Origin of the sequence: Stenotrophomonas sp. G106K1 (assembly GCF_037969685.1) — a bacterium.
In the GTDB taxonomy this organism is placed as follows: Bacteria; Pseudomonadota; Gammaproteobacteria; order Xanthomonadales; family Xanthomonadaceae; genus Stenotrophomonas; species Stenotrophomonas lactitubi.
This window is the reverse complement of the sequence record NZ_JBBPFR010000002.1, coordinates 59,020-81,665: the sequence shown is the minus strand read 5'-3', so window position 1 is coordinate 81,665 and position 22,646 is coordinate 59,020. Positions and strand designations below refer to the sequence as shown.

At 63.7% G+C, this 22,646-nt stretch carries 14 protein-coding genes, 1 tRNA gene and 1 pseudogene; 3 read left to right on the top strand and 13 right to left on the bottom strand.

Going from position 1 to position 22,646, the window contains the following annotated elements:
• Positions 1-25 precede the first annotated feature (25 nt).
• Both WKB25_RS02655 and ubiA read right to left on the bottom strand, forming a co-directional pair.
• On the bottom strand, positions 26-1,450 hold the full coding sequence (locus WKB25_RS02655) for a TIGR00366 family protein (protein ID WP_340568614.1): 1,425 nt from the start codon (positions 1,448-1,450) through the stop codon (positions 26-28).
• 176 nt (positions 1,451-1,626) lie between these two features.
• The gene (gene ubiA / locus WKB25_RS02650) at positions 1,627-2,520 is read right to left on the bottom strand and encodes a 4-hydroxybenzoate octaprenyltransferase (protein ID WP_340568612.1); all 894 of its coding nucleotides are present in this window, start codon (positions 2,518-2,520) and stop codon (positions 1,627-1,629) included.
• A gap of 149 nt (positions 2,521-2,669) precedes the next feature.
• On the opposite strand from ubiA, the gene WKB25_RS02645 reads away from it, so the two are divergent.
• Positions 2,670-2,746, top strand: a tRNA-Arg gene (locus tag WKB25_RS02645).
• Positions 2,747-2,804: 58 nt separating this feature from the next.
• Here the strand turns inward: WKB25_RS02645 and WKB25_RS02640 are convergent.
• From WKB25_RS02640 to WKB25_RS02590, 11 genes and pseudogenes are all read right to left on the bottom strand, one after another.
• Positions 2,805-3,296 (bottom strand): adhesin, encoded by a 492-nt coding sequence (locus tag WKB25_RS02640; RefSeq protein ID WP_340568610.1) that lies wholly within the window; start codon positions 3,294-3,296, stop codon positions 2,805-2,807.
• A gap of 100 nt (positions 3,297-3,396) precedes the next feature.
• On the bottom strand, positions 3,397-4,011 hold the full coding sequence (locus WKB25_RS02635) for a hypothetical protein (protein ID WP_340568609.1): 615 nt from the start codon (positions 4,009-4,011) through the stop codon (positions 3,397-3,399).
• A 32-nt stretch (positions 4,012-4,043) separates the two neighbouring features.
• Positions 4,044-4,412 (bottom strand): hypothetical protein, encoded by a 369-nt coding sequence (locus WKB25_RS02630; RefSeq protein ID WP_340568608.1) that lies wholly within the window; start codon positions 4,410-4,412, stop codon positions 4,044-4,046.
• Positions 4,402-4,818, bottom strand: coding sequence for a hypothetical protein (locus WKB25_RS02625; RefSeq protein ID WP_340568607.1), 417 nt, complete (start codon positions 4,816-4,818; stop codon positions 4,402-4,404). Before WKB25_RS02625 ends, WKB25_RS02630 begins: the two co-directional genes overlap by 11 nt.
• A gap of 161 nt (positions 4,819-4,979) precedes the next feature.
• Positions 4,980-5,447, bottom strand: a complete 468-nt coding sequence (locus WKB25_RS02620; protein ID WP_340568604.1) for a hypothetical protein — start codon at positions 5,445-5,447, stop codon at positions 4,980-4,982.
• Between the two features lie 475 nt (positions 5,448-5,922).
• Positions 5,923-6,768: pseudogene (locus tag WKB25_RS02615) on the bottom strand (RHS repeat-associated core domain-containing protein); the annotation flags it as partial.
• Between the two features lie 228 nt (positions 6,769-6,996).
• The gene (locus WKB25_RS02610; RefSeq protein WP_340568603.1) at positions 6,997-7,392 is read right to left on the bottom strand and encodes a hypothetical protein; all 396 of its coding nucleotides are present in this window, start codon (positions 7,390-7,392) and stop codon (positions 6,997-6,999) included.
• On the bottom strand, positions 7,392-12,080 hold the full coding sequence (locus WKB25_RS02605; protein ID WP_340568602.1) for an RHS repeat-associated core domain-containing protein: 4,689 nt from the start codon (positions 12,078-12,080) through the stop codon (positions 7,392-7,394). Before WKB25_RS02605 ends, WKB25_RS02610 begins: the two co-directional genes overlap by 1 nt.
• 282 nt (positions 12,081-12,362) lie before the next feature.
• Positions 12,363-13,718: a Gfo/Idh/MocA family oxidoreductase gene (locus WKB25_RS02600; RefSeq protein WP_340568600.1), complete on the bottom strand. Its 1,356-nt coding sequence runs from the start codon at positions 13,716-13,718 to the stop codon at positions 12,363-12,365.
• 64 nt (positions 13,719-13,782) lie between these two features.
• Entirely contained in the window at positions 13,783-16,758 is a 2,976-nt protein-coding gene (locus WKB25_RS02595; RefSeq protein WP_340568598.1) for a TonB-dependent receptor, read from the bottom strand.
• Positions 16,759-16,879: 121 nt separating this feature from the next.
• A complete protein-coding gene (locus WKB25_RS02590; protein WP_340568596.1) occupies positions 16,880-20,239 on the bottom strand; it encodes a TIM-barrel domain-containing protein in 3,360 nt (1,119 codons plus the stop codon).
• A 321-nt stretch (positions 20,240-20,560) separates the two neighbouring features.
• On the opposite strand from WKB25_RS02590, the gene WKB25_RS02585 reads away from it, so the two are divergent.
• Together WKB25_RS02585 and WKB25_RS02580 are read left to right on the top strand one after the other, a co-directional pair.
• Positions 20,561-21,715 (top strand): SIS domain-containing protein, encoded by a 1,155-nt coding sequence (locus WKB25_RS02585; protein WP_340568595.1) that lies wholly within the window; start codon positions 20,561-20,563, stop codon positions 21,713-21,715.
• Positions 21,708-22,646: an ROK family protein gene (locus tag WKB25_RS02580; RefSeq protein WP_340568594.1), complete on the top strand. Its 939-nt coding sequence runs from the start codon at positions 21,708-21,710 to the stop codon at positions 22,644-22,646. Before WKB25_RS02585 ends, WKB25_RS02580 begins: the two co-directional genes overlap by 8 nt.

Below are 22,646 nucleotides of genomic sequence, written 5' to 3'. Positions count from 1 at the left end.
GACCCCACATGTCCTCGTGTTTTCGCTACGGCATGACCGGCGGCACGTAGGCCAGCGTCATCCCCAGCAGCCACAGCAGGCCCAGCACCAGCGGGATGTGCACCAGCAGCTGGATGAATGTGAAGCCGACGATGTCGCGGGCCTTCAGGCCGAGCACGCCCAGCAGCGGCAGCATCCAGAACGGATTGATCAGGTTCGGCAGTGCCTCGGCCGCGTTGTAGACCTGCACCGCCCAGCCCAGATGCGCCTGCAGTTCGTTCGCAGCCTGCATCACGTACGGCGCTTCGATGATCCACTTGCCGCCACCGGACGGTACGAAGAAGCCCAGCACCGCCGAGTACACGCCCATCACCAGCGCGAACGTATCGGTGCTGGCTACGTGCACGAACAGGCTCGACAGCCGATGCGCCAGGGTCTGTCCATCGCCACCGGCGGCGTGGGTGAGGATCATCGCGATGCCGCCGTACAGGGGGAACTGGATCAGCACACCGGTGGTGCTGGGTACCGCCTTGGCCACCGCGTTGAGGAAGCTGCGCGGGCGCCAGTGCAGCAGCAGGCCCAGCGAGATGAACATGAAGTTGTAGGTGTTGAGGTTGGCGATGGCGCTGACCAACGGCTTGTTGGCGAACTCGTTGAACAGCCAGCCGAAGGCCAGCAGCGAAAGCAGCACGGTCAACAACGGGCTGTATTCCAGCCATTCGCCCGGGCGCGTGCGGCGCTGCAGCGGCTCCGGCTCGGCCTGGGCGGCACCGGGGAAATCTTCGGCGGTACGCGCACTGCCAGCGGCCGGTGCGGTCAGCCAGGCGATCAGCAGCGAAACCAGGATCAACACCGAGGTCAGCGCGATCGACTGCCACAGGAAGATGGTTTCGGTGAACGGCAGCACGCCGGTGATCTCCACCAGCCCCGGCGGCATGCTGGCCGGATTGGCCTGCAGTTGCGCAGCCGACGAACTCAGGCCCATCGCCCACACCGCGCCCAGCCCCAGATAGGCCGAGGCTCCGGCGGCACGGTAATCCATGCGCAACTCGGTACGGCGGGCCAGCGCGCGCACCAGCAGGCCGCCGAACACCAGCGAGAAGCCCCAGCTGAGCAGCGAGGCCAACATGCTGACCAGGCCGACGTACACCACTGCACCACGACCGGCGCGCGGTACCCGGGCCAGGTAGTCGATGAAGCGCGCGACCACCGGTGCAGTGGCTACCGCATAACCACCGATGACCACGAAGGCCATCTGCATGGTGAAGGGAATCAGGCTCCAGAAGCCGTCGCCGAAGGCGCTGGCGGTGGCCTGCGGGGTGGCACCGAAGCCCATCGCTGCCAGCGCGACGATGACCACGCCGAGCACCGCGAACACATAGGCGTCGGGGAACCACTTTTCCGCCCAGGCGGCCGAACGCAGCGCGGCGCGCGCCATCCAGCCGTCCTGTACTGCTGCCGTCGAAGCCATCACCTACCCCCCCAGGTTCGATGGCCTGATTCTGGGCGGTGGGGTGCGGGCTGTCTGCCACCTATTGGTCGTAGGTGGCAGGAGGCCCGGCGCTGTGCGCCGCCGCCCGAGCATGGGCTCGGGCGCTACAGAAGCACTGTCAGCTGTAGAGCCGAGCCCACGCTCGGCTGCGCGTCTCAACGCAGCGCCAGATCCACGGCGATACCGGCAAACAGCGCGGCACCCACCCAGTTGTTGTGCAGGAAGGCCTTGAAGCACGGCCCACGCTCGCGGTTGCGGCAGATCCAGAACTCGTACACCACCAGCAGCGTCGCCACCGCTACGCCGGCCAGGTAGTACCCGCCCAGCCCGCCGCGCACGCCCACCAGCGCCATCGTGGCCAGGAACAACGCGTACAGCACGCCTTGGATGACCAGGTCCAGGTCGCCGAACAGGATCGCGGTGGAGTGCGATCCCATCTTCAGATCATCCTCGCGGTCGACCATGGCGTACCAGGTGTCGTAGGCGGTGGACCACAGGATGTTGCCGGCATACAGCAGCCAGCCCAGCAGCGGCACCTCGCCCTGCACGGCCGCGAAGGCCATCGGGATGCCCCAGCCGAACGACATGCCCAGGTACACCTGCGGCAGATGCGTATAGCGCTTCAGGTAGGGATAGCTGGCGGCCAGGAACACGCCGATGAAGCTGAGGGCGATGGTCAGGCCGTTCAGGGTCAACACCAGGCCGAAGGCCACCAGCATCAGCACCGCGAACAGTGCCAGCGCCGCACGGCCGCTGATCGCGCCGGTCGCCAGCGGCCGCGCCTTGGTGCGCTCCACATGCGGGTCGAGCCAGCGGTCGGCATAGTCGTTGATGACGCAGCCGGCCGAGCGGGTCAGCCAGACGCCGGCGGTGAACACGAAAAGGGTCCACAGCGGCGGCAGGCCGCCCGCAGCCAGCCACAACGCCCACCAGGTGGGCCACAGCAGCAGCAGCGTGCCGATCGGGCGATCGGCGCGCATCAGACTCCAGTAATGACGCCAGCGCGGCGTCGGCGCCGGATGCGGCGCGGAAAGGGGGGTATCAGCCATGGCACTAGGATACTCCTGTGCCTTCTGACCGACTTTGCCGGCGGGGGGAGATTTGTGCGGCAAAACTGGATAGAATGCCCATCCCGCACCGCCTCATTGCGTTGCGATGCCCGCCCCGGCCCTGGCCGACGGCGCGGCGGTTCCACCACGCGCTCGTAGCTCAGCCGGATAGAGTAGTGGCTTCCGAAGCCATTGGTCGGGGGTTCGAATCCCTCCGGGCGCGCCATCTTCCCTCAGTCTTCCGCCCCCGCCCGCCACCACGGCATGGCGCGCTGGTCGTGGATTCATTCGGCTTCCCGATCCCCCGCTGCGGCTCTGTTGACGCCAGGCTGGAAGGGAACCGAGCGGTGAGCGCAGCCCTGCACGTCGCGGACGATGATCGAGAATTCCTCCGCAGCGCCGATCGCGCCGGGCATAAACGCGCCGTCGCCGTCGAACAGCACCGTCATTGCCTCGCCAGGGGCGATCGACAGCCGTGCCGCCGGAGGCGCAACTTCTTCGAGGATGACATTGAAGGACCGCCACGCCTGTTCGCCAATCCGGCGAACCTCTGCGGTGGCTGTCCTGGCATACAGGCGTCTGTCGGCGCTGGCCAGCAACAGCTGCAGTGGCCGAGAACCATGCGGATTGATCTGGAAGCGGCCGTAGGTCATGCCATCCACCCGTGCGATGCCGGCATAGGTGACGACGACTGTCGGGCATGAGTCCGCGCGTGGTTCTTGGGCGGCGCATGCGGTCAGGCCAATGGCCAGACAGAGGACGAGATGCTTGGTCACGCTGCAGATCCTCCATTGATGTTCCGCGTGCCGCCTACCGGATGATCCGGCAGCGACGGCAGGGCACCTGCACCCTGCCGCCGCTCGACTCTTCATAGCACTACAGCGCCGCCGAGCATCGACCGTACACGTTGGCGGGCTTCTCCCGCAGGCTCACGGCAACCACCCGGTGCTTCTGCTCGCCGCAGCCCCCCATGACCCCATACATGAGGAGAAGTCCCTTGTCGTTGACGTAGCCGATGAACTTGCCATTGCCTTCATCCGAAGCGGCCCTGACGAGATAGACGCTCTCCCCGGGTGCTGGCTTCAGGCCACTCAACGGCATTGAACCGATCTTCCCTTCAACCTCTGATGCCGATACCGCGACCAGTGAATTCTTCAACATCCACTCCGCAATGGCGGCTTCACTATTCGGATCAAGCGTGAAGATGCGATCGAGCGGCAGAGTCGTGGAGTTTCCAGGGAAGATCGCATCGGATGAAACATCTACCCAGTCCGATCTCCATTCCGTGTGTTGAAACTGGTTGATGCTGCACCCGCCCAGCATTGGCAAGAGCAGCAGCGCTGCGCGCAAAATTCCAGCCATCGGCATTGCCGGGGTACCCCGAATCTTCCTGCGCTTGCCGCGCCACAGACCGGTCAGATACCCGCTGGTGGGTGGGCCCACCCTATCGGGAATACAGGCTGGTGCCCGGGCACCGGACGCCTCACTCATACCGTTCCACTCCCAGCTTTCTACATCGGCCGTCACCGCGGATCGACTCGCCAGCCCATGGCCAGGATGTCGAGCGAACTGCCGGTGGTGCAGGTTTCGATGCGGAAGCACTGAAGTTCTGGCAGCAACACCCCCGAGGCCGCCCAGCGCTGTCTGCAGTCGGCCAGTACCTCGCTTCCATCATCGACATACGCACGCTCGATCGTGTCCTCACCCAGCACTCCGAAGTTGAGCGCCAATCGAGCGCCGCGGCATTCAACGAAGGTCACCTGCTCGTTACGTCCGTCGGGCCAGCGCACGTGGACCACTACTTCATCGTGGTTGCCCGGATTGCTGCGATCAACGGACACCGCAACCAAGGTGGCGTCCGACCAGGGCAGTTCGTTGAACTCAAGGATCATGCGTGGAGGCCTGCTTCTTGGCACGTACGTAGCTTCGATCTGGATCCACCTTGTCACGGCAGATCGTTCCTCGCGCATGCATCGCCATCGCTGGTACGTGGCATAGCAGAAGCGCGGCTACCCAGAGCGCTGCCATCGCCATCCATTGCTGCTCCATGTAGGCCCATATCAGCGGAAAGGCCGCGATCAGCGCGATGAATTGCGTGTATAGCAAGAACAGAAGATACACGCCGATTGAAGAGTATGAACGAAGCACGATCCCACAGCCTCGACAGAGCTCTTTCGGCCGGCGCGCGAGTGCCGAAAGGATCGAAAAGCACTGCCGATCGGCGGCGCACAGGGGGCAGGCAAAGGTGAACAAGCGCACCAGACACCCTCTGTGCCATTCTGCACGTTCAACCGTCATGTAATTTCCTTGCTAGGCGCCGGCGGACTGAACACACGGCGGTACCAATAGGCGTCACTGCGCCTGAACCAAGTCGAGAAGGCAGTGTCACCTTTGCGGCGTCGGCTCAGCTGCACCGCACTTCGCACGGATACATACCGTAGCGAACTAGAAGCGCGTCGCTAGTTGCTGAGTACCATCTGCAACCCGTCCTCCAAAACGATCTTCGCGCGATCGAGGTCACGTCTAGAGATGGAGACCGAGGCCAGCCCAACAGCCCGAGCGATCTCGCATTGCGAGAAGAATGAGTCGTACGTATCTATCATGTCGGCGTGGAACATCTTCCGTGGAGCATTTGCTACTACCCTGAAAAGATCAGTCATGAAGTTCCAAGCATCAATAACAGCATCTGGACTAACTCCAACTCCCGAATCGATCGAAGATATCAAGGACTCGAAGTCGAGCAACGATTCACCCTCCCAGTCCAGGGCCCCCTCGCAAGCAGCGACTACGCAATCGAGATCCTCCTTGCTACCGGCTGATACAGGCCTCCCATTTTTTGATAGCACATAATCGTAGTCATCGGAAACCCACGCAAACCAGACGACTCTTCCATGCGCAGCAATCCCAACCGGATATATATCAGTCATCACAAACTCCCGCCTAAATGCCCCCATCAACCCTGAGCTCTTCTGGAATTGCGTCCATCAGAGGATCTTGACTGAAATTGAAAAAGAACTCCTCAAAGAATCCCGGCTTCTCACCGCTAGGAGTGAAGTGCGTTTCCGCATATTTTTTTAGCTTGCTCAAGTTTGACCCCTGCCCTTTGCCGGGGTCCTGACCAAACTCCTTGCACACTCGCTGGGCATACTGAACAGGTGTCTCCCCATTCGTAGGATTTGTACCCCGCGCCCAAGATGGTATGTCATTTTTTGACTTCCCTCCTTTAGGCGCAATTTTTTGCTGGGGCCGGCTGTACCACGAGTGCGATCTACCCGCACCTGCACTAGCTCCAGCCCCCCGACCAGAATTACCTGGGGGCCGAACGACGACCGGAGGCCGAGCAAGTACGCAACCGGGACAGAGACCAAGCGAGTCATCCCTTTCCATGGGACCGGATTCAGCGTAGGCGTAAGTGCTGATGCCACCACTAAGGCCAATCGGATCACTCTGCGAGTACCGCCCCACCGCCGGCTCGTACTCCCGCTGGTAGTTATAGAACAACCCACTCGCATCGGTCGCCTGCTGGCCCGGAAAGCGCAGCGCCAGGTCAAACACCACACCATCCCCATCGGGGTCATTGGCCGGTGCCTGATCACCAAACACCTCGCTCTTGTTGCTCCACGCCCAGATCGCGACATCGCGCACGGGGTCGATCACTACTCGCGGCGTACCCAAGTGATCGGGCTGGATGTACGCCAGCTCCGGCACGCCCGCGGCTGGTGTCTGGATCAACGCCACCGGGTAGTTGTCCAGCCAGATCGCCTGCTGCTGCGCCTGCCCGGTCGCCGAATAGTTGCCAACCCACTGCCCGGCTTCGTCATAGACCGTGACCTGCGCATTGCCACTGGCCGGGCTGCGCAGCACGCGCTCACCGCGATGGTTGTAACCGTAACTCTCCACTACAGCAGCGCCCTGCTTCACCGCATTCATGCGGTTGGCATCGTTGTAGGCGAACGCCTTGCCGCCAATGCTGATGGTATTGCCCGCGGCATCCTGGTTGCGCGCCTGACCGTCCACGGCAATCAGGCGATGGCTGTCAGCCGGATAGGTGTAGCTTGCGGTCCCGGCCGAGGTGGTCAGTGAGGTAAGGTTGACGGTGGCGTCGTAGCCATAGGTTTCAATCGGCGTACCCGTGGCGCCATCCTGGGTCTGGGTCAGGCGGCCCAGCGTGTCATAGGCGTACTTGGCCAGCACTTCCGAGCCCGCACCGCTCTTCAATTCGGTGATCGAACCGACGGAATCATGGCCATCCCATCAGAAATGACGACCATTCTTTCGGATCAATTATTTCTTCCCGACTTTGTTATCCATACTAGGGGCCCGCCCAACACGTAAAGGACAGCTTTCAGCACCTCGGCGATCTTCTGGCGCCCGCTCAAGGCAACGCTCGCTGAATACTTCTCCCGAATCGCGCGCCTCCTGCGTGCGACGCCAACTTTAGCGTCGCTTCGCGAAGCCGAAATCGTTCGTTTTGATTTACTTACCATCAGCCTCATCCATTCCCCGAGCAACGGCCAAGCTCAGAATTTTTCCAGGAACGATCAGCAGCAGCATATATCCACTCAGAAGGAATGGTATGGATTGCCTCTCAATGCTGCCCTGGAATCCAGCCGCAAGAATAGCCAGTGTTCCAGCCATCCCGATAGCAGATACCCACCGCCTTGATAATGTGACATTTATCTCGTGCTCGCCCCCATTCATCAGTGGAGCCACACTTTTCAAGACTAGGAACACCACAACCAAGTTCAGCATCAGCCCAGCGATAACAAGAATGAACATTTTCCAACCTGTCAATGGTGGAAACAGCACGCTCATGAAATCAAGCGACGCCAGAACGAAGCATGTCTTCAATCTGCTCTTTGTACTTTTCATCATTTGACCTTGCACCAGCACTCCTCAGCCGCTTCGGCGAATTTCATCGCTTCGACGCCCAAGCTTAGCAAGCCCAAATTGCGTCCAATGACTCGAAAAAGCTGATTTAGGCTCTTGTTAGCTTGGATGCCCGTTCTAATTTGAGATTGTTCTCTACGATTCCTTCCCCATCGATCAAGTTCCTGAAGCCTTGCGTTGGCAGCGGCATCTGCCCTCTGCGTGTGCACCTCAGTCGCCGCTGCAGCCGTGCTCATTACCGCGGAGGCTGAATCCAGAGAATTGGCACCCTCGGTGAACGCTTTGATTGTTCCAACTCCGGGCGTCAGATTTAGAGCAGAATCGAGGATTGCCGCATCCATGCACGCGTCAGAGGCCCGAGGCTCACCCCCGATGTACGCCCCCATGGGTCCAACGCTCTGCAAACCCTCTGGATCAGCGTAGCTCACCGGATTGCCATGTACATAGGCATAGGTACTTACGCCCCCTTCCAACCCAATCGGATCGCTCTGCGAGTACCGCCCCACCCCCGGGTCGTATTCCCGCTGGTAGTTGTAGAACAAGCCACTCGCATCGGTGGCCTGCTGGCCTGGGAAGCGTACTGCCAGATCAAACACCACGCCATCCCCATCGGGGTCATTGGCCGGTGCCTGATCGCCAAACACCTCACTCTTGTTGCTCCACGCCCAGACCGCGACATCGCGCACGGGGTCAATCACTACGCGCGGCGTACCCAGGTGATCGGGTTGGATGTACGCCAGCTCCGGCACGCCTGCAGTTGGTGTCTGGATCAGCGCCACCGGGTAGTTGTCCAGCCAGATCGCCTGTTGCTGCGCTTGCCCGGTCGCCGAATAGTTGCCAACCCACTGCCCGCCTTCGTCATAGACCGTGATCTGTGCACCGCCACTGGCCGGCGCGCGCAGCACGCGCTCACCACGATGGTTGTAGCCGTAACTCTCCACTACAGCAGCGCCCTGCTTCACCGCACTCATTCGATTGGCATCGTTGTAGGCGAACGTCTTGCTGCCAATGCTGGTGGTGTTACCCGCGGCATCCTGGTTGCGCGCAGCTCCATCCACGGCAATCAGGCGATGGCTGTCAGCCGGATAGGTGTAGCTTGCGGTCCCGACCGAGGTGGTCAGTGAGGTACGGTTGCCGGTGGCGTCGTAGCCATAGGTTTCAATCGGCGTACCCGTGGCGCCATCCTGGGTCTGGGTCAGGCGGCCCAGTGTGTCGTAGGCGTATTTAGCAAGCACCTCAGAACCTGCACCGCTCTTCAGCTCGGTGATCGAACCAACGGGATCGTAGCCATAGCCCAGTGACAGACCGCCTGCCGCGGGGTCATGCACCGCCTGCGGGCGGTAGTCCAGATCCAGCGGGCGCTGCAGTTGGCGCCCATTGCCGTAGGTCCAGCCGGTCGCCGGGCCGAAGGCTGCATAGGTCACGTTGCTGACCACCACCTGCCGGGCCTGTCCCGGGCGAGTCAGCCCAATCTGGCTGATACGACCCAGGGCGTCGCGTGCGTAGTCCGCCACACTTCCGTCCGGGTAGGTCAATGCGGTCAGGCGACCAGATTTACTGTACGCATAGCGCAGTGTGCTGGCCACGCCATTGATCGTCTGCACCTTGCGGGTGACCTGGCCGAATCGGTCATGGCAGTACACGGTGCTGCCATTGGCGTGCAGCACCTGACCCAGGCGACCCTTGGCGAAACGCTCGTCACTGGCACATACCGCTGGCGCGGTGTCGTAGTGATAGCCCACGTCCAGGTTGGGATCAGGATAGGCGATACCGACAAGCCGATTGAGCGCGTCGTAGCTGTAGGTGGCGGTCACGCCGCGCGCATCGGTGCGGGTCTTGCGATTGCCAGCAGCATCAACAGTGAAAGTAGCACTCCCACTGTCCGGACTGACCTGCCCAGTCAGATCACCAAAACCATTGTAGGCGTACGTGGTATGCAGCCCCTTGGGATCGGTCACCTGGGTGACCTGATCCAGCGCGTTGTACTGGCTGCGGATTTCCGCAGCAACACCGCCCACATCCTGCAGGGTCTGCGCCAGGCGGTTCAGCGGATCGTACTGCTGGCTCGTCACCCGCTGCAGAGCATCGGTGACCGACTGCGGATTGCCATTGGCGTCGTACGCAAAGCCGGTGGCGTTGTTGCCCGCATCCTTCAGCGTGGTCAGTTGCCCGAGTGTGTTGTAGACACGGGCCAGCGTGCGGCGCAGCGTGCCACCCGCATCGACCGTGCTCTCCTGCAGGCGGTTGCCGGCGTTGTCCAGGGTGTAGTGAATGGTGTTGCCGGCGCTGTCGGCAATGTCCGTCAGCCGCTGGGCGGCGTCGTAGACATAGGTGACGCTGCTGCCGTCGGGCTCGGTGACCTGCTGCACGTGGCCGGTGGGCCAATAGCTTAGTTGGGTGCTTCGGTCTTCGGCAGTAGTGGCGCCACGCACGGTGATCGACGTCGGCCAGCCACGCGGATGATAGGTGTAGTCGGTCACCACGCCATTGGCATCGCGCACCGACAGCGGGCGACCCAATGCGTCGTAAGCGAGTGTTTCAACGGTATGGCCCAATGCACTGGTGATGCTGCGAAGATCACCCTTGCGGAACGCGCAGGCACCGTTGGTCGCACATCCCGCATCATCGGCGGTGTACCAAGCATAGGTCACGGTATCGGTAACGTCCGTACGCGGACCGTCGATGCTTCGCAGCAAGCCCACCTGTGGGCAATCCGGACCTTCGGCCTCGCAGTAGTTCTGTGTGGTCACGCGGGTCTGGTTGGTCGTGGTATCGCGCACGGTGACGCTGGTCGGCTGCAGGCGCGCGTTACGGGTGATGCGGGTCTCTTGGTTGCCGACGGTCTGCTGCACCAAGCGATTGCTGTCGAGCGCGACACGCATCTCACTGACGCGCTGCTGGGGTGTTCCAGCCGCTTCGGTGGTGGTTGTCACGGTCACCGCACCGGCGGTCGGGTCGCTGGCTTCGGCGTAGGCGTATTGGGTCACCACGCCACGCCGATCGGTGAGGGATTGCAGGCGACGGCGGAAGTCCGTGCCCTCTGGGAGGTAGGTACGACCGGCGGTGCCACTGCTGTCGGTGATGCCATTGACCTTGCGTGGAAGACCGCTGCCATCGGCAGCCGTCAATCCGTAGGTACTCTGCTTACCCAGCGCGTCAGTCACAATGACTGGACCGGTGGCGGTGTAGTCCAGATGAATTCCATCAACACCGACATCCGTTCCGGTGCAGTCACCAGAATGCCGGCTGCAGAAGACGCGTCCCTTGTCATCATAGGCGTACCAGCTGTATCGACGATTGTCTTCGGCGGTGATTCCTGTGAGATACGCCGGGAAGCGAGCATCCTCATAGTGATAGCTTCGCGACTCGCCATCGGCATATGTAGCCGTCGACAGCTCACCTGCGGGCGTATAGGTATAGGCCACCACTATTTGCCCGGAAACCCGCAGGGCGGAGATCAAGGAGTCGTTTCCGGGGACGGCATACTCCATCTGCAGTTGGCGACCAGTGGAATGAGAGATGCCAAGCAACCGCTTCTGCTCGTCATAGGTGTAAACCAGCCAAGTGCCGTCCTCGAAGTCGCGGCGCTCCATCAGCCCGGAAGCGCTGAACACGATGCGCTCGCGCGAGCGCGACATCAGCCAGCTTGCTCCTTGCTGGACGACACGATCCCCACTGCCATCGTTGGACTCGTAGTACGCGCCGCGCTTCGGGAACGCGCCATGTGTGCCATCCTCGCTCAAGAGCCCCACTTTCAGTTCTGTCCCCGGCGGGTAAGTACTGCTGTCAACGCCAAGCGTAAGACGGAGATTGTGCGAGTGCGTCCAACCCGTACCCAGCGCACCGCCGGGCGTGCTTGTCAGCGAGTGATAGTGGCGACGAAAACTGATCCAGCCCAGATCAAAGTCCGGCTCAGGTTGGGTTTTGTCGCCCGTGGTCGGATCGCAGGGATTGCCAGGCGTGTCACACTGTTTGGCGACTGGGGAGCTTGTATACTTGCGCATCAGCGAAAGCGTGCCGGTATCCAGCGAAGGCGGCATCGCACACATACCCTTGGCTGCCTGCCAGGTCATGATGGTGCTGTTGATGTTCGGGCATTTGACTTCACGCTTGCGCTGAAGATAGCGGGTCCCGCCTATCAGCACGCAAGTTGAAGTACTCGGGTTGAGATAGTAGAAGTCAACGGTAGCTCCACCTTGCTCGCCGGTGTTGCTGCCATCCGCGCCCGCACCTGCGCCGCCCCCGGGAATGCCTTCCCAGTCCTCTCCAATTGTTACCTGCGTGATCGGACAGGAAGGTACTTGAGGCACTTCTGCCTTCAAGGCAGCAGACAGTTCTTCTGGAGAGTTGTATTCCTGGGATCCGTAGCTGTACACCCAGTCGGTCTTGATCAGCTTGGCAGGCTTGATCGCATAGTCATAGATCACCTTGCCGGGGAGCGATGCAACACCGCGCACCTCCCAACTGAACGCACCATACTGCTGATAACGCTCATATCGAGCCTCCACATCACGCTGTGCCAGCTTCTCGGTCGCGCGCTTTTGACTCCCCGGCGCCAATGCAAGCCATTCCTTCTGGACCTCCTGCGCCTGTACCGCAGTGGTACCCACGCACCCCAGCGCGGCTATCGCCAGCGCTGCGCACGAAAGATCCTTCAATCGCTTCAACATCCCTGTTCTCCATCCTGGGCGGTTACCACGCCGGGAGGAACGAAGGCGCTCGGGCAGCCATTGCCCTTTCCCGCCCTGCTTCGGATCGTCCCTGTTCCGGATTGCGGCGTGGCCGCATGGGGACGTTATCTCCGATGTGGGTTACGTATTCAAGTCAGAAACTGTGGAACCGGTTGAATTTCAGAGTTTTCTGATAGTCGCCAGCCACCGATAACGGGCGGCAGAAACAAAAACGCCGGGCAATGCCCGGCGTCTCCGTCACAGCGTGGAAGGGTGCAAACCTCAATACTTTCCGTCAAACGCAAAAATCGGCTTGCGCTTCTGCCACAGCCCCGCCGTGAAGTCCGGGAACTCCAGCGTCTGGAAACTGTTGGCGATCGACTGCTCGCTCAACGGGGTAATCGCACTCCACGTCACCGCGTCGTAAATATCGATCGGCATCGGTGCCTTGGCCTTCAGCGCTTCCACGAACGCATGGATCACGAACCAGTCCATGCCTCCGTGACCTGCACTCGCAGCAGTGTCGGCATTCTGCTTCCACAGCGGATGTTCGTACTGGCCCTGGTACGTCTTGAACTCTTCCCACTGGTGCGGCGGGCTGCGGCCTTCGATGTGGATCGAATGGTTCACATCCATCCACAGGCCTTTGGTGCCCTGCACGCGGAAGCCCATCGAATACGGGCGCGGCAGCGAGGTGTCGTGCTGCAGCAGGATGGTCTCGCCGTTCTCGCAGGCCAGCGTGGTGGTGACGATGTCGCCGAGCTTGAACTTGACCTTGGTGCTCGGGTGGGTGGTGCCACCACTCTTGACCACGGTGTATTCGTGCAGGCCGCGCGCCTTGGTGGCGAACGCGTTGATGTGGGTGAAGCGGTTGCCACGGTTGATGCCGGTGTACATCGCGCACGGGCCGATGCCGTGGCTGGGGTACAGCTCGCCATTGCGCTCCACCGAATGCTCGGTGCGCCAGCGTGCTTCGCTCCAGCCCTTGGGGCCGAATTCCACGCCGCTGTCGTAGGGCTGGTTCGGGTCGCCGGAGTTGAACTTCACCCCGCGCAGGTCGTGCTGGTAGCCGGCCTGCAGGTGTACCAGCTCGCCGAACAGGCCTTGGCGCACCATCTGCAGGGCGGCCATCACGTCGCGGCGGTAGCAGACGTTTTCCAGCAGCATGTACGGGGTGCCGGTGCTCAACTGGGCCTTCAGCACGTCCCAGTGGTCCTGCAGGGTGATGCCGGCCACCACTTCGCAGCCCACGGCCACGCCGGCCTGCATCGCGGCAATCGCCATCGGTGCGTGGTATTCCCACGGCGTGGCGATGATCACGCCGTCGACGCCCTTCTGCTCCAGCAGGCGCTTCCAGGCATTGATGTCACGATCCTGGCCGTAGGTCTTCGGCGCAGGCTTGCCCGCCTTGCTGACCATCTCCACGGCGCGACCGAGCATGATCGGCTCGATATCGCACAGGGCAACGACTTCCACGTCGTCGCGACGCACCAGTTCCTTCAGCAGTACCAGGCCACGCATGCCGGTGCCGATCACGGCCAGGCGTACCTTGCGGCCACGTGCCCATGCCGGGGTCTGCGGCAGCAGGCTGCTGGCGGCGACAGCGGCACTGGCCGCGATGAATTCCCTACGCTTCATGGCAAACACTCTCCTCTTGAAGGCGCGCCAGCCTTGGCTGGCGCGCCTGGTCACGCAAACGGAATTACTTGAACCGGTAGCCGATGGTCACACTGTAACCACGACCGAAGATGGTGGCGTAGTCACTGGAGTCACCCAGGAAGCTGTTCGGATCGTAGAACGGCAGGCGGTTGAACAGGTTCTTGACGGTGAAGCTCAGGTTCCAGGCATCGTCCGGGCGCCAGGTGACGCTCATGTTGGCGGTCCACCACGACGGTGCACCATCGCACTTGCTCTTCTGCAGTGCCAGGTAGCCGCCGGTGCAGGTCTCCTTGTTGTTGCTCACTTCGTCGACCTGGTCGGTGGCCCACTTGGTGCCGCCCACGTAGTTGACGAACATGCTGGTAGTGACCTGCTTGTAGGTCCAGTCGGCATTCAGCGTCGCGCGCAGGCGCGGGTTGTTGTAATAGCCCACCACGTCGCCGTAGAACCAGCCGTTCTGTTCATCCATGTAGAAGCGGTTGCGGTTGGCGATGGTCGCGGCCAGACCAATGTTCAGCCCACCCCATTCACCCAGCGAGAAGCGGCTGCGCGCATCGATGTCGAAGCCATCGATCAGGGTCTTGCCGCGGTTCTTGTACTGGCCCACCACGCTGGCCACGTTGCCGGCCGAGTAGCCCGGCAGCGTTCCCGGGCAGCTGACGCCGCTGGCCGGATCGGCGCACATCGCCGCCAGCTGCGCCAGGTTGGCGCGGTCGCTGTCGGTGATCGGCGAGCGCGACGACGAGATGATGTCTTCGGCGCGGCGGTAATCCGGGGCGACGATCTCGTTGTCGCGGTAGATGAACCAGTAGTCGGCCGACACCGACAGCCAGGTGGCCGGCTCATAGACGAAGCCCAGCGTGGCGATCTTCGCCTTCTCCGGCTTCAGGTTCTGGTTCGGCTGGGTCATGCGCGCGACGGTGCGGCTGCAGTCCACGTTGAGCAGGCTCTTGCCCAGGTCGACGTCACCGCCGCGCTGCGACTTCAGCAGCAGGTTGGCGATGGCGTTGGTCTCGGCGCAGCGCAGTTCATCACGGAAGCCGCCCAGCTGCGCGTACACGCCACCGTTGCCGGACTCGGCCAGGCTGGGGGCGCGGAAGCCGGTGGAATAGGTACCACGCAGCATCAGCTGATCGAACGCCTGGTACTTGAAGCCGATCTTCGGCGCGACGTTGGCGCTGAAGTTCGGGTACTTGTCCACGCGCACGGCCGCGTCCAGCTCCAGCTTCTCGGTGATCGGCGCCACCGTTTCAGCAAACAGCGCATAGGTGTTGCGCGCGCCATCGAACCACGAGCCACCCTGCTGGGTGATCAGGCCGGCGGCGGCATCGGCGTTGCCGGGGGTATAGAAGGTTTCGCGGCTGGCGTTGAAGCCGAACGCGGCGCGCATGTCACCGGCCGGCAGCTTGAACAGCGGGCCTTCGATCTTGCCGTCCAGGGTATGCAGGCGCGTCCACGACTGGATGTCGAAGGTCGGGAACGCTTCGCGGATCAGTGCGCCGTTGGCCTCGCTGATCTCACCGAACTTGTACGCCGGATGATCGGAGATGATCACCCGGCCCGTGCCCGGGTCGATGCTGTAAGGACCGAACGCCTTCTCGAATCCCTTCACGTTGACGTTGATCGTCTGGTAGGTGGTCGAGTGCGTGCCAGCGGTAGCGAACGCGGTTTCCCAGTTCCAGTCACCGACGTTGCCACGCGCGCCGGTCAGCACGCGGTAGCTCTTGTCGGTGTTGCGCTGGCCGAAGTAGTTGGCGCCGGCATCCTGCAACAGGTACTGCAGGCCGACCACGCCCCCCATCATGGCCTTCAGCTGAGGGCTGGCGTGGTTGTACTCGTTGTTCGGGCCCAGGAACGGATACAGGAACTGGTTGACGTTGTTGCCGGTATCACGCGAGAACCAGCTGGTCGGGTTGCCGGTGGTGGTGCCGTAGCTGCGCGGCGTGCCGCCGTTGGCACGCAGGTCGATATCGGTATAGGTGGCCTCGGCGAAGATCTCGGTGCTGTCGCCCACCAGGAAAGTGCCGTTGAGGTAAGCGGTGTTGCGCTCGGATTTGGCGCCGGCGTCGATCTCGTTGTTCATCCAGGTTTCCCAGACGCAACGCGGACCGGCCGCTTCACTGGTCAGCACGTTCTGGCAGCCCGGCGCGGCTTCCTGCACGCGGCGGCCGGTGACCGGATCGAAGGCGAAGTAACTGCCCGGGTTGAACTCACCCGGCTTGCTGCCCACGCCCAGGCGCAGGTTGTTCAGGTAGTTGGGGTTGTTGACGTAGTACTGGTCCGGCCGCTTGTCATAGAAGTCGGCCAGCGGAATCGCGTCACGGCGGTACATGTTCACCGCGCCGTAGATGTTGAAGCGGTTCTCGGTGAGGTCACCGAAGCCGGCGGTGATGCTGGCCTGGCGCTCGCCGTAGGAATCGATGCGCGAGGAGGTGTCGTTGGTGAAGCTGATCTCCGCGCCCTGGAAGTTGCGCTTGGTGATCACGTTGATCACACCGGCCACTGCGTCAGTGCCGTACACGGCCGAGGCGCCGTCGGTCAGCACTTCCATGCGTTCGATGGCGGCGGCGGGAATCGCATCGATGTTGACGAACTGGGTCTGGAAGCCGGCTGGCGCGCCGTAGTACGACAGGCGACGGCCATTCAACAGCACCAGCGTGCCCTGTGCGCCGAGGCCGCGCAGGTTGGCCTGCGATGCGCCGTCCGAGCCGGTGAACAGCGAGCGCGAATCCTGCTGCGCTGGCCGTGCGGCCGGCAGGTTGTCGAGCACCTGCAGCAGCGTGCGCGCACCCATGTTCTGGATGTCCTGCTTGCTGATCACCTGCACCGGCGAGGCGGTTTCAACGTCGGTGCGGCGGATGTTGGAGCCGGTGACCTCGATGCGGGCCAGGTCGGTGGCCTTGTCCTTGCTCTCCTGGGCGAAGGCAGGAATGGCGACCGACAGCAGCACGCCGGCAATGGCCAGCGACAGCGGTGCGATCGAACGACAGGGGGGACGGTGGTGGCGGGCGGGCAACATCGGGGTTCTCTCCTGGCAGGGGTGCGGCGCGAATGGTGGATCGGCGGGCAAAACGCTCCCGGGCCACGGCCGTGAGGGCCGCAGTCGGAATGGGCGGGGGAGGAGCGGTGTTACGTGGCGGTCATGGGGCGACGATGCTGGCGGAGTCGCCCTCCTGGCCGATCAGGACGGCGTTGGCCCAGTTGGCGCAGACCTGGGCGGGTTGGCTGCCCTGCGCACCCAGCGTGCGCAGGCTCAGGGTGGAAAGGCCACGGATGTCCAGCTCCGGCTTGACCACGCCGGGCGCCTTCACCAGGCCGCTGTCGTACAGCAGGTGGTTGTCACCCCAGACCTGGAACTGCAGGCCACCGGCAGTGCGGCAGGCGTCGTCGATGCCGAGGTCGGCGCGCAGCAACCGCCAGCCACCCTGCAGGCGCAGGTCGACGCGGCTGCTGGCGGCCACGCCGAGGCCACGGCGGAACTGCAGGCCGTTCATGCGCATGCCGGCGTCACCGGTGAACGCCTTGTCGGCGCGCACCTGGCTGGCCAGCGCGGCCGGCACCGGCAGCTCGGAGAGATAGCGCTGCCGGGCCGGTCGCTCCGGTTCCTGGTGTTCAAGGATGTGGAAGGTGGACAGGGCGATCGGGCCGACGTCGCGCGGCTGCAGCGCGTCGAAGGCACGCGCACTGCCCTGCGCGGCAGTCACCATCGGATCGGTACTGCTGCCGCCATCGCCTTCGGGGTTCTGCACGCTCAGCACGCGGAAGCGCAGCAGGCGGCCGGCGTGGGCGGGGAAGTCGATGCGCTGCACGCCTTCCTTCAGCTGCAGGTGGCCGCGGGCGATCGGTTCGCCCCACTCACCATTGCTGTCACCCAGGTACACCTCGTAGTCGCGCACCTGGCCGTGCTTCCAGTTCTTGTCGTTGCGCGGCGCGATGTCGATGCCATCGATCATCTTCCGTTCGCCGAAACCGATCACCCACTCGTGGGCACCGGTGCGCACGGCCTGGTTGCGCACGCTGCGGAACCAGGTGGCCGGATCATCATCGAAGGCATTTTCCAGCGCATGGCCGGGTTCTTCGGCCGGGCGGTTGACCACCAGCAGGCTGTCGGCCGGCAGTTCGCGGCCCAGCACCGGTGCGGCCGGGTAGGCATCATCGGCGGCCGCGGCGGCGACCGCGAAGTCCAGCTGCAGCTGCAGCGGCTGGCGGATGTCCTGCGCAGCGGTGCGGACATGCAAGGTGCCGCGACGCTCGGTTGCGTCGAAGTACCAGCCTTCGTTGGCGCTGTTGAATGCGGCCGCGTCAGCCAGTGCGGGCAGCGCGCGGCCGGCAGCCTGCACCGCACGCGGCGCCTGCCGGCTGAGCACACGCAGGCCATAGCGGCGTTGCGCCAGCTGGCCGGTGTACTGGCCCTGCACCGCATCGATCTGCACCTGCACCGGGCCACTGCCCTGTGCCGGCGCCTGCACGGTGATCTTCTGCGTGCTCGACTCGCCCTGCTGGTAGCGGCGGGTGTTGCCGTCATCTTCGTACAGCGTGTACTGCGACTCGCCCTGCGGGTACAGGTCGAAGGTCACTTCATCGAGGGGTTTTTCGCCGTCGTACAGCATCGACGGGTACATCGGCAGGATCGCACCGGCACGCACGAACAGCGGCAGCGTGGCCAGGTCCACCTGGCGGTCAAGCTGGCGGCCATCGGCGGTGGCCTGCACGCGGCGGCCATCCCAGTAGTCGATCCAGCCGCCGGCCGGCAGGTGGATGTCGCGGCGCCAGCCACGGCTGGCGGCCTGGCTGCGGTACACCGGCGCGACCAGCAGGTCGCGGCCGAGCAGGAACTGGTACTTGTAGGTTTCATCCTGCGCGTGCGGATCGCGCGGGTTGTCCCACATCAGGCCTCGCACCGGCGGTGCACCGGTCTGCGCGGCCTCGTGCACCAGCCCGTACATGTACGGGGTCAGGCGCATCTTCAACTTCAGGTAATCGCGGTTGATGCTGCGGTAGGGCTCGTCGTACCACCACGGGTGCTTGCGCGCGTTCGACGACCAGCCGCTCATGCCCATCAACACCGGGGTGAACGCCTTCCACTGCAGGTCACGGGTGAAGGTCTCGGCGCTGCCGCCGAAGATCGCATCGACATCGCCGCTGGCGTAGGCCATGCCGGACAGGCCCGACCCGACCAGGGTCGGCACATGCCAGCGAATGTAGTCCCAGCTGCTGCTCTGGTCGCCGGTCCAGGCCACGGCATAGCGCTGGATGCCGGCCCAGCCCATCACCGTCCACAGGAACGGGCGCGAATCGGAATTGTCGAGGATGCCGTTGAATGCCTGGCGATTGGCATCCATCGCGAACTGGTAACCCTTGCCGGTCCAGGCCACGTCCAGTTTCTGCACGCGGCTGCCGACCTTGCCCACTTCCCAGGCGATCTTGTCGACGCCGTTCTCGGTCCACAGCCCGGTGCGGAAACCATACCCGGCCAGGCCCTTCACGGTTTCCGGCAGCTGCTTGTAGCCGCAGCCGTAGCCATCGTTGGGCAGGATCCAGCCGCCGGGCATGTCGTTGGCGCGGTACTGCTTGGCCACGCTGTTGATCACGTCGGGGGTGGTGCCGGTCGGGCCGTCGCTCCAGCCTTCGGGCACGGTACCGGGCTTCTTGCTGTTGTCGCCATCGTTGTAGCAATCGGCATCGCCGTAGGACAGCGCCCAGCGCGCGACCATGTTCGGGCGGCCGGTCAGCTGGGTGTAGCGCTCGATCAGCTTCGGCAGGTCAGCGCCAACGAAGTAGTAGGCATCGAAGCGGTCTTCGCGATGCAGCAGGGTGGCCTGGTCGCTCTGGCGCAGGTCGTAGCTGCCGTCGCTCCATGTGTTGCGCAGCATGCCCCAGCCGCGGCTGCTCAGCAGCATCGGTGCCGGGCTCGGGCGATCGCCCTCTTCCCAACCGCCGGAATACGAGACTTCCAGCTCGCGGCCCTTGAACTGGTAGCGGCCGTTCTGCTGGCCACCACCGTAATAGCCTTCATCGGCCTGCGAGGACAGCACCTGCACGCTCTGCGTGGCATCCAGGTCCAGCGGCTGCAGTTCCTGCCACAGCGCGGTGGGCTGGCCGTTGTCCAGGCGTTCCAGACGCAGGCGCAGCGGCTGCCGCTGTACATGCAGCACGAGTGCAGCGGTACGTACGCGGATTTCCTGCGCGTCTTCTTCCAGTTGCGCCTGCACGTTGGCCTTGGGCTGCGGCAGTACGATCGGTGCGGCCTTGTCGCCGGCGCCGGTCAGCGTGCCGTTGCGGCCGGCCTGCACGCGGATGATGTCGGTGGCCGGCAGTTCGATGCGGATGCGCGTGCCGTTGTCGGTCTGCAGGTCCCAGCCACTTACGCCGTCGCTGCTGGCGCTGGCGCTGACCGAGCGCAGGTTGCCGGCCGGTGCGGCCTGGGCCGACAGGGACGCCGACAGCAATGCCGGCAACAGGGCCAGCAGCAGTGGCGAGCGACGAACGCAGATTTCCACACGGACTCCCAACCCATTCACCGGGCGTTTCGAAAGCGGTTGGGCCGACTCTAGGGCAGCGATTCGAAAGATGTCAACAAATTGAAAGGAAAAAGGAAGATATATTTATATGAAACGAAAGTTGTTGCGTTGCAATACTTTGTGTAAGCGCTTGCAGGGGCCTGTTAAGTATTGTGCGATACGACATTCGACGGCTTCTTTCGTTTCCAGCGGCCAGCCGCCCCGGGAAAGTGGGCATCGCGATATCTTTCTTTTTACTTTCGATATTTGACATTTCGAAAGAAAACGCAGATGGTGCGCTGGCCCAACTGGAACCTCCGAATGGACGTCACCCTGCTTTCCGATGTGTCCGCCTGGCAGCGCCGCGGCGGAGCCGATACCGCTACCGAAATCGCCCAGCAGCCGGCGCTGTGGGAAGCCCTTGCACAGGATCTGTCGCGTGCCCGCGACCGCCTGCAGGCCTTCCTCGGCGACAGCCTCAATGACCCGAACCAGCGCGTGCTGTTCACCGGCGCCGGCAGTTCCGGCTTCATCGCCGAAATGGTGGCCGATGCGATCAATGCGCAGTGGCCAGCCGAGGTGCGCGTGGTGCACACCACCAGCCTGCTCACCCATCCGGCGCTGTACCTGCAGCGCGACCGTCCGACCCTGCTGGTGTCGTTCGGCCGCAGCGGCTCCAGCCCTGAAAGCGTTGCCGCCGTCGATCGCGTGCGCAGCGACGTGGATGATGCGCGCTTCCTCGATATCACCTGCAATGCCGATGGCGAACTCGCCCGTCGCGGCGCCGGCCGTGCCGACACCTGCACCCTGTTGATGCCCTCGGCCAGCTGCGACCGCGCCTTCGCCATGACCAGCAGCCTGACCTGCATGCTGCTGGCCGCACTGACCGTGTTCGACCGTTCCCCGTGGGATGCGCGTATCGCGCGCCTGAAGCAGATTGCCGGTCTCGCCCGCGAAGGCCAGGCGCAGTGGGACGCACCGGTGGCCGCGCTGGCGCAGCGCCCGTTCAACCGGGTGATCTACCTTGGCAGCGGCCCGCTGGAAGCACTCGCTCGCGAAGCCGCGTTGAAGGTGCTGGAGCTGACCGCCGGCCGCGTGCTGGCGCTGGCCAACACCCCGCTCGGCTTCCGCCACGGCCCGAAATCCACGCTGGACGGCAGCACCTTGGTGGTCGTGCTGCGCAGCGGGCAGCCGCTGGCGCGCCGCTATGAACAGGATCTGCTGGAAGAACTGCGCCGCGATGGCGTGGCCGGGCAGGTATTGTCGATCGGCCCGCATTCGGATATCGGCGCCGACGATGACTACACCCTCACCGTGCCGGCACTGGATGACCCGTGGCTGGCGCCGGTGTGGCTGGGCTTTGCGCAGCTGTACGCGCTGCAGCGGTCGGCCGCACTTGGCCTGACCCCGGACAATCCGTTCCCGGACGGCACCGTCAACCGCGTGGTCAAGGGTGTCACCATCCACCATGGCTGAGCTGATCGCCAACGCCTGCTATGGCATCGACATCGGCGGCACCAAGATCGAGCTGGTGGTGTGCGATGCGGCGATGCAGGTCACCTGGCGGCGCCGCGTGGCCACCCCGCAGGGCGACTACGACGGCTTCCTGCAGGCGGTGGTGACACTGGTCGCTGAGGCCGATGCCGCGCTGGGTCGCAGCGATGCGGCCATCGGCATCGCCCTGCCCGGCGTGCGTGATCGTCGCAGCGGCCGCCAGCTCAGCGCGAATGTTCCTGCGCTGACCGGCCAATGCGTGGCAACCGACCTGCAGGCACGCCTGCAGCGCCCGCTGCATTTCGGCAACGACCTGCAGTGTTTCGCGCTCTCTGAAGCGCATGGCGGCGCCGCCGATGGCTACCCCAGCATGTTCGGCGCCATCCTCGGCACCGGCGCCGGTGGCGGCTTCTGCCTGCAGGGGCGCCTGCTGTCCGGCTTCAACGGCCTGGCCGGCGAATGGGGCCACTGGAGCGTGCCAGGGCACCTGCTGCAGCGCCATGGCCTGCCGTTGATCGATTGCGCCTGCGGCCTGCAGGGCTGCGTGGAGCGCTACGTGTCCGGTAGTGGCGTGGCGATGATCGAGCGCCACCTCGGTGGCAGCGCTGCCGATGCCAGCGTGGTGATCACCCTGGCCGAAGCCGGCGATGCGCGTGCACGGCAGGCGCTGGACATCCATCGCGACCTGCTCGGCCACAGCCTGGCCGCACTGGTGCTGGCACTGGACCCGCACGTGATCGTGCTCGGCGGCGGCCTGTCCCAGTACGCACCGCTGTACCAGCTGCTGCCTGCGGCCATCGCCGCGCATCTGTTCAACGGCGTGCAGGTACCGCCCATCGTGCCGCCGCGCTTCGGTGATGCCGGTGGCGCACGCGGTGCCGCCCTGCTGGCCAGCCAATCTTCGTTTTCCTGA

Coding starts and splice junctions, on each gene's coding strand:
- WKB25_RS02585 (WP_340568595.1), top strand. CDS start 20,561: ATGGACGTCACCCTGCTTTCCGATGTGTCCGCCTGGCAGCGCCGCGGC.
- WKB25_RS02620 (WP_340568604.1), bottom strand. CDS start 5,447: ATGACTGATATATATCCGGTTGGGATTGCTGCGCATGGAAGAGTCGTC.
- WKB25_RS02605 (WP_340568602.1), bottom strand. CDS start 12,080: ATGTTGAAGCGATTGAAGGATCTTTCGTGCGCAGCGCTGGCGATAGCC.
- ubiA (WP_340568612.1), bottom strand. CDS start 2,520: ATGGCTGATACCCCCCTTTCCGCGCCGCATCCGGCGCCGACGCCGCGC.
- WKB25_RS02610 (WP_340568603.1), bottom strand. CDS start 7,392: ATGAAAAGTACAAAGAGCAGATTGAAGACATGCTTCGTTCTGGCGTCG.
- WKB25_RS02600 (WP_340568600.1), bottom strand. CDS start 13,718: ATGAAGCGTAGGGAATTCATCGCGGCCAGTGCCGCTGTCGCCGCCAGC.
- WKB25_RS02630 (WP_340568608.1), bottom strand. CDS start 4,412: ATGATCCTTGAGTTCAACGAACTGCCCTGGTCGGACGCCACCTTGGTT.
- WKB25_RS02635 (WP_340568609.1), bottom strand. CDS start 4,011: ATGAGTGAGGCGTCCGGTGCCCGGGCACCAGCCTGTATTCCCGATAGG.
- WKB25_RS02625 (WP_340568607.1), bottom strand. CDS start 4,818: ATGACGGTTGAACGTGCAGAATGGCACAGAGGGTGTCTGGTGCGCTTG.
- WKB25_RS02595 (WP_340568598.1), bottom strand. CDS start 16,758: ATGTTGCCCGCCCGCCACCACCGTCCCCCCTGTCGTTCGATCGCACCG.
- WKB25_RS02580 (WP_340568594.1), top strand. CDS start 21,708: ATGGCTGAGCTGATCGCCAACGCCTGCTATGGCATCGACATCGGCGGC.
- WKB25_RS02655 (WP_340568614.1), bottom strand. CDS start 1,450: ATGGCTTCGACGGCAGCAGTACAGGACGGCTGGATGGCGCGCGCCGCG.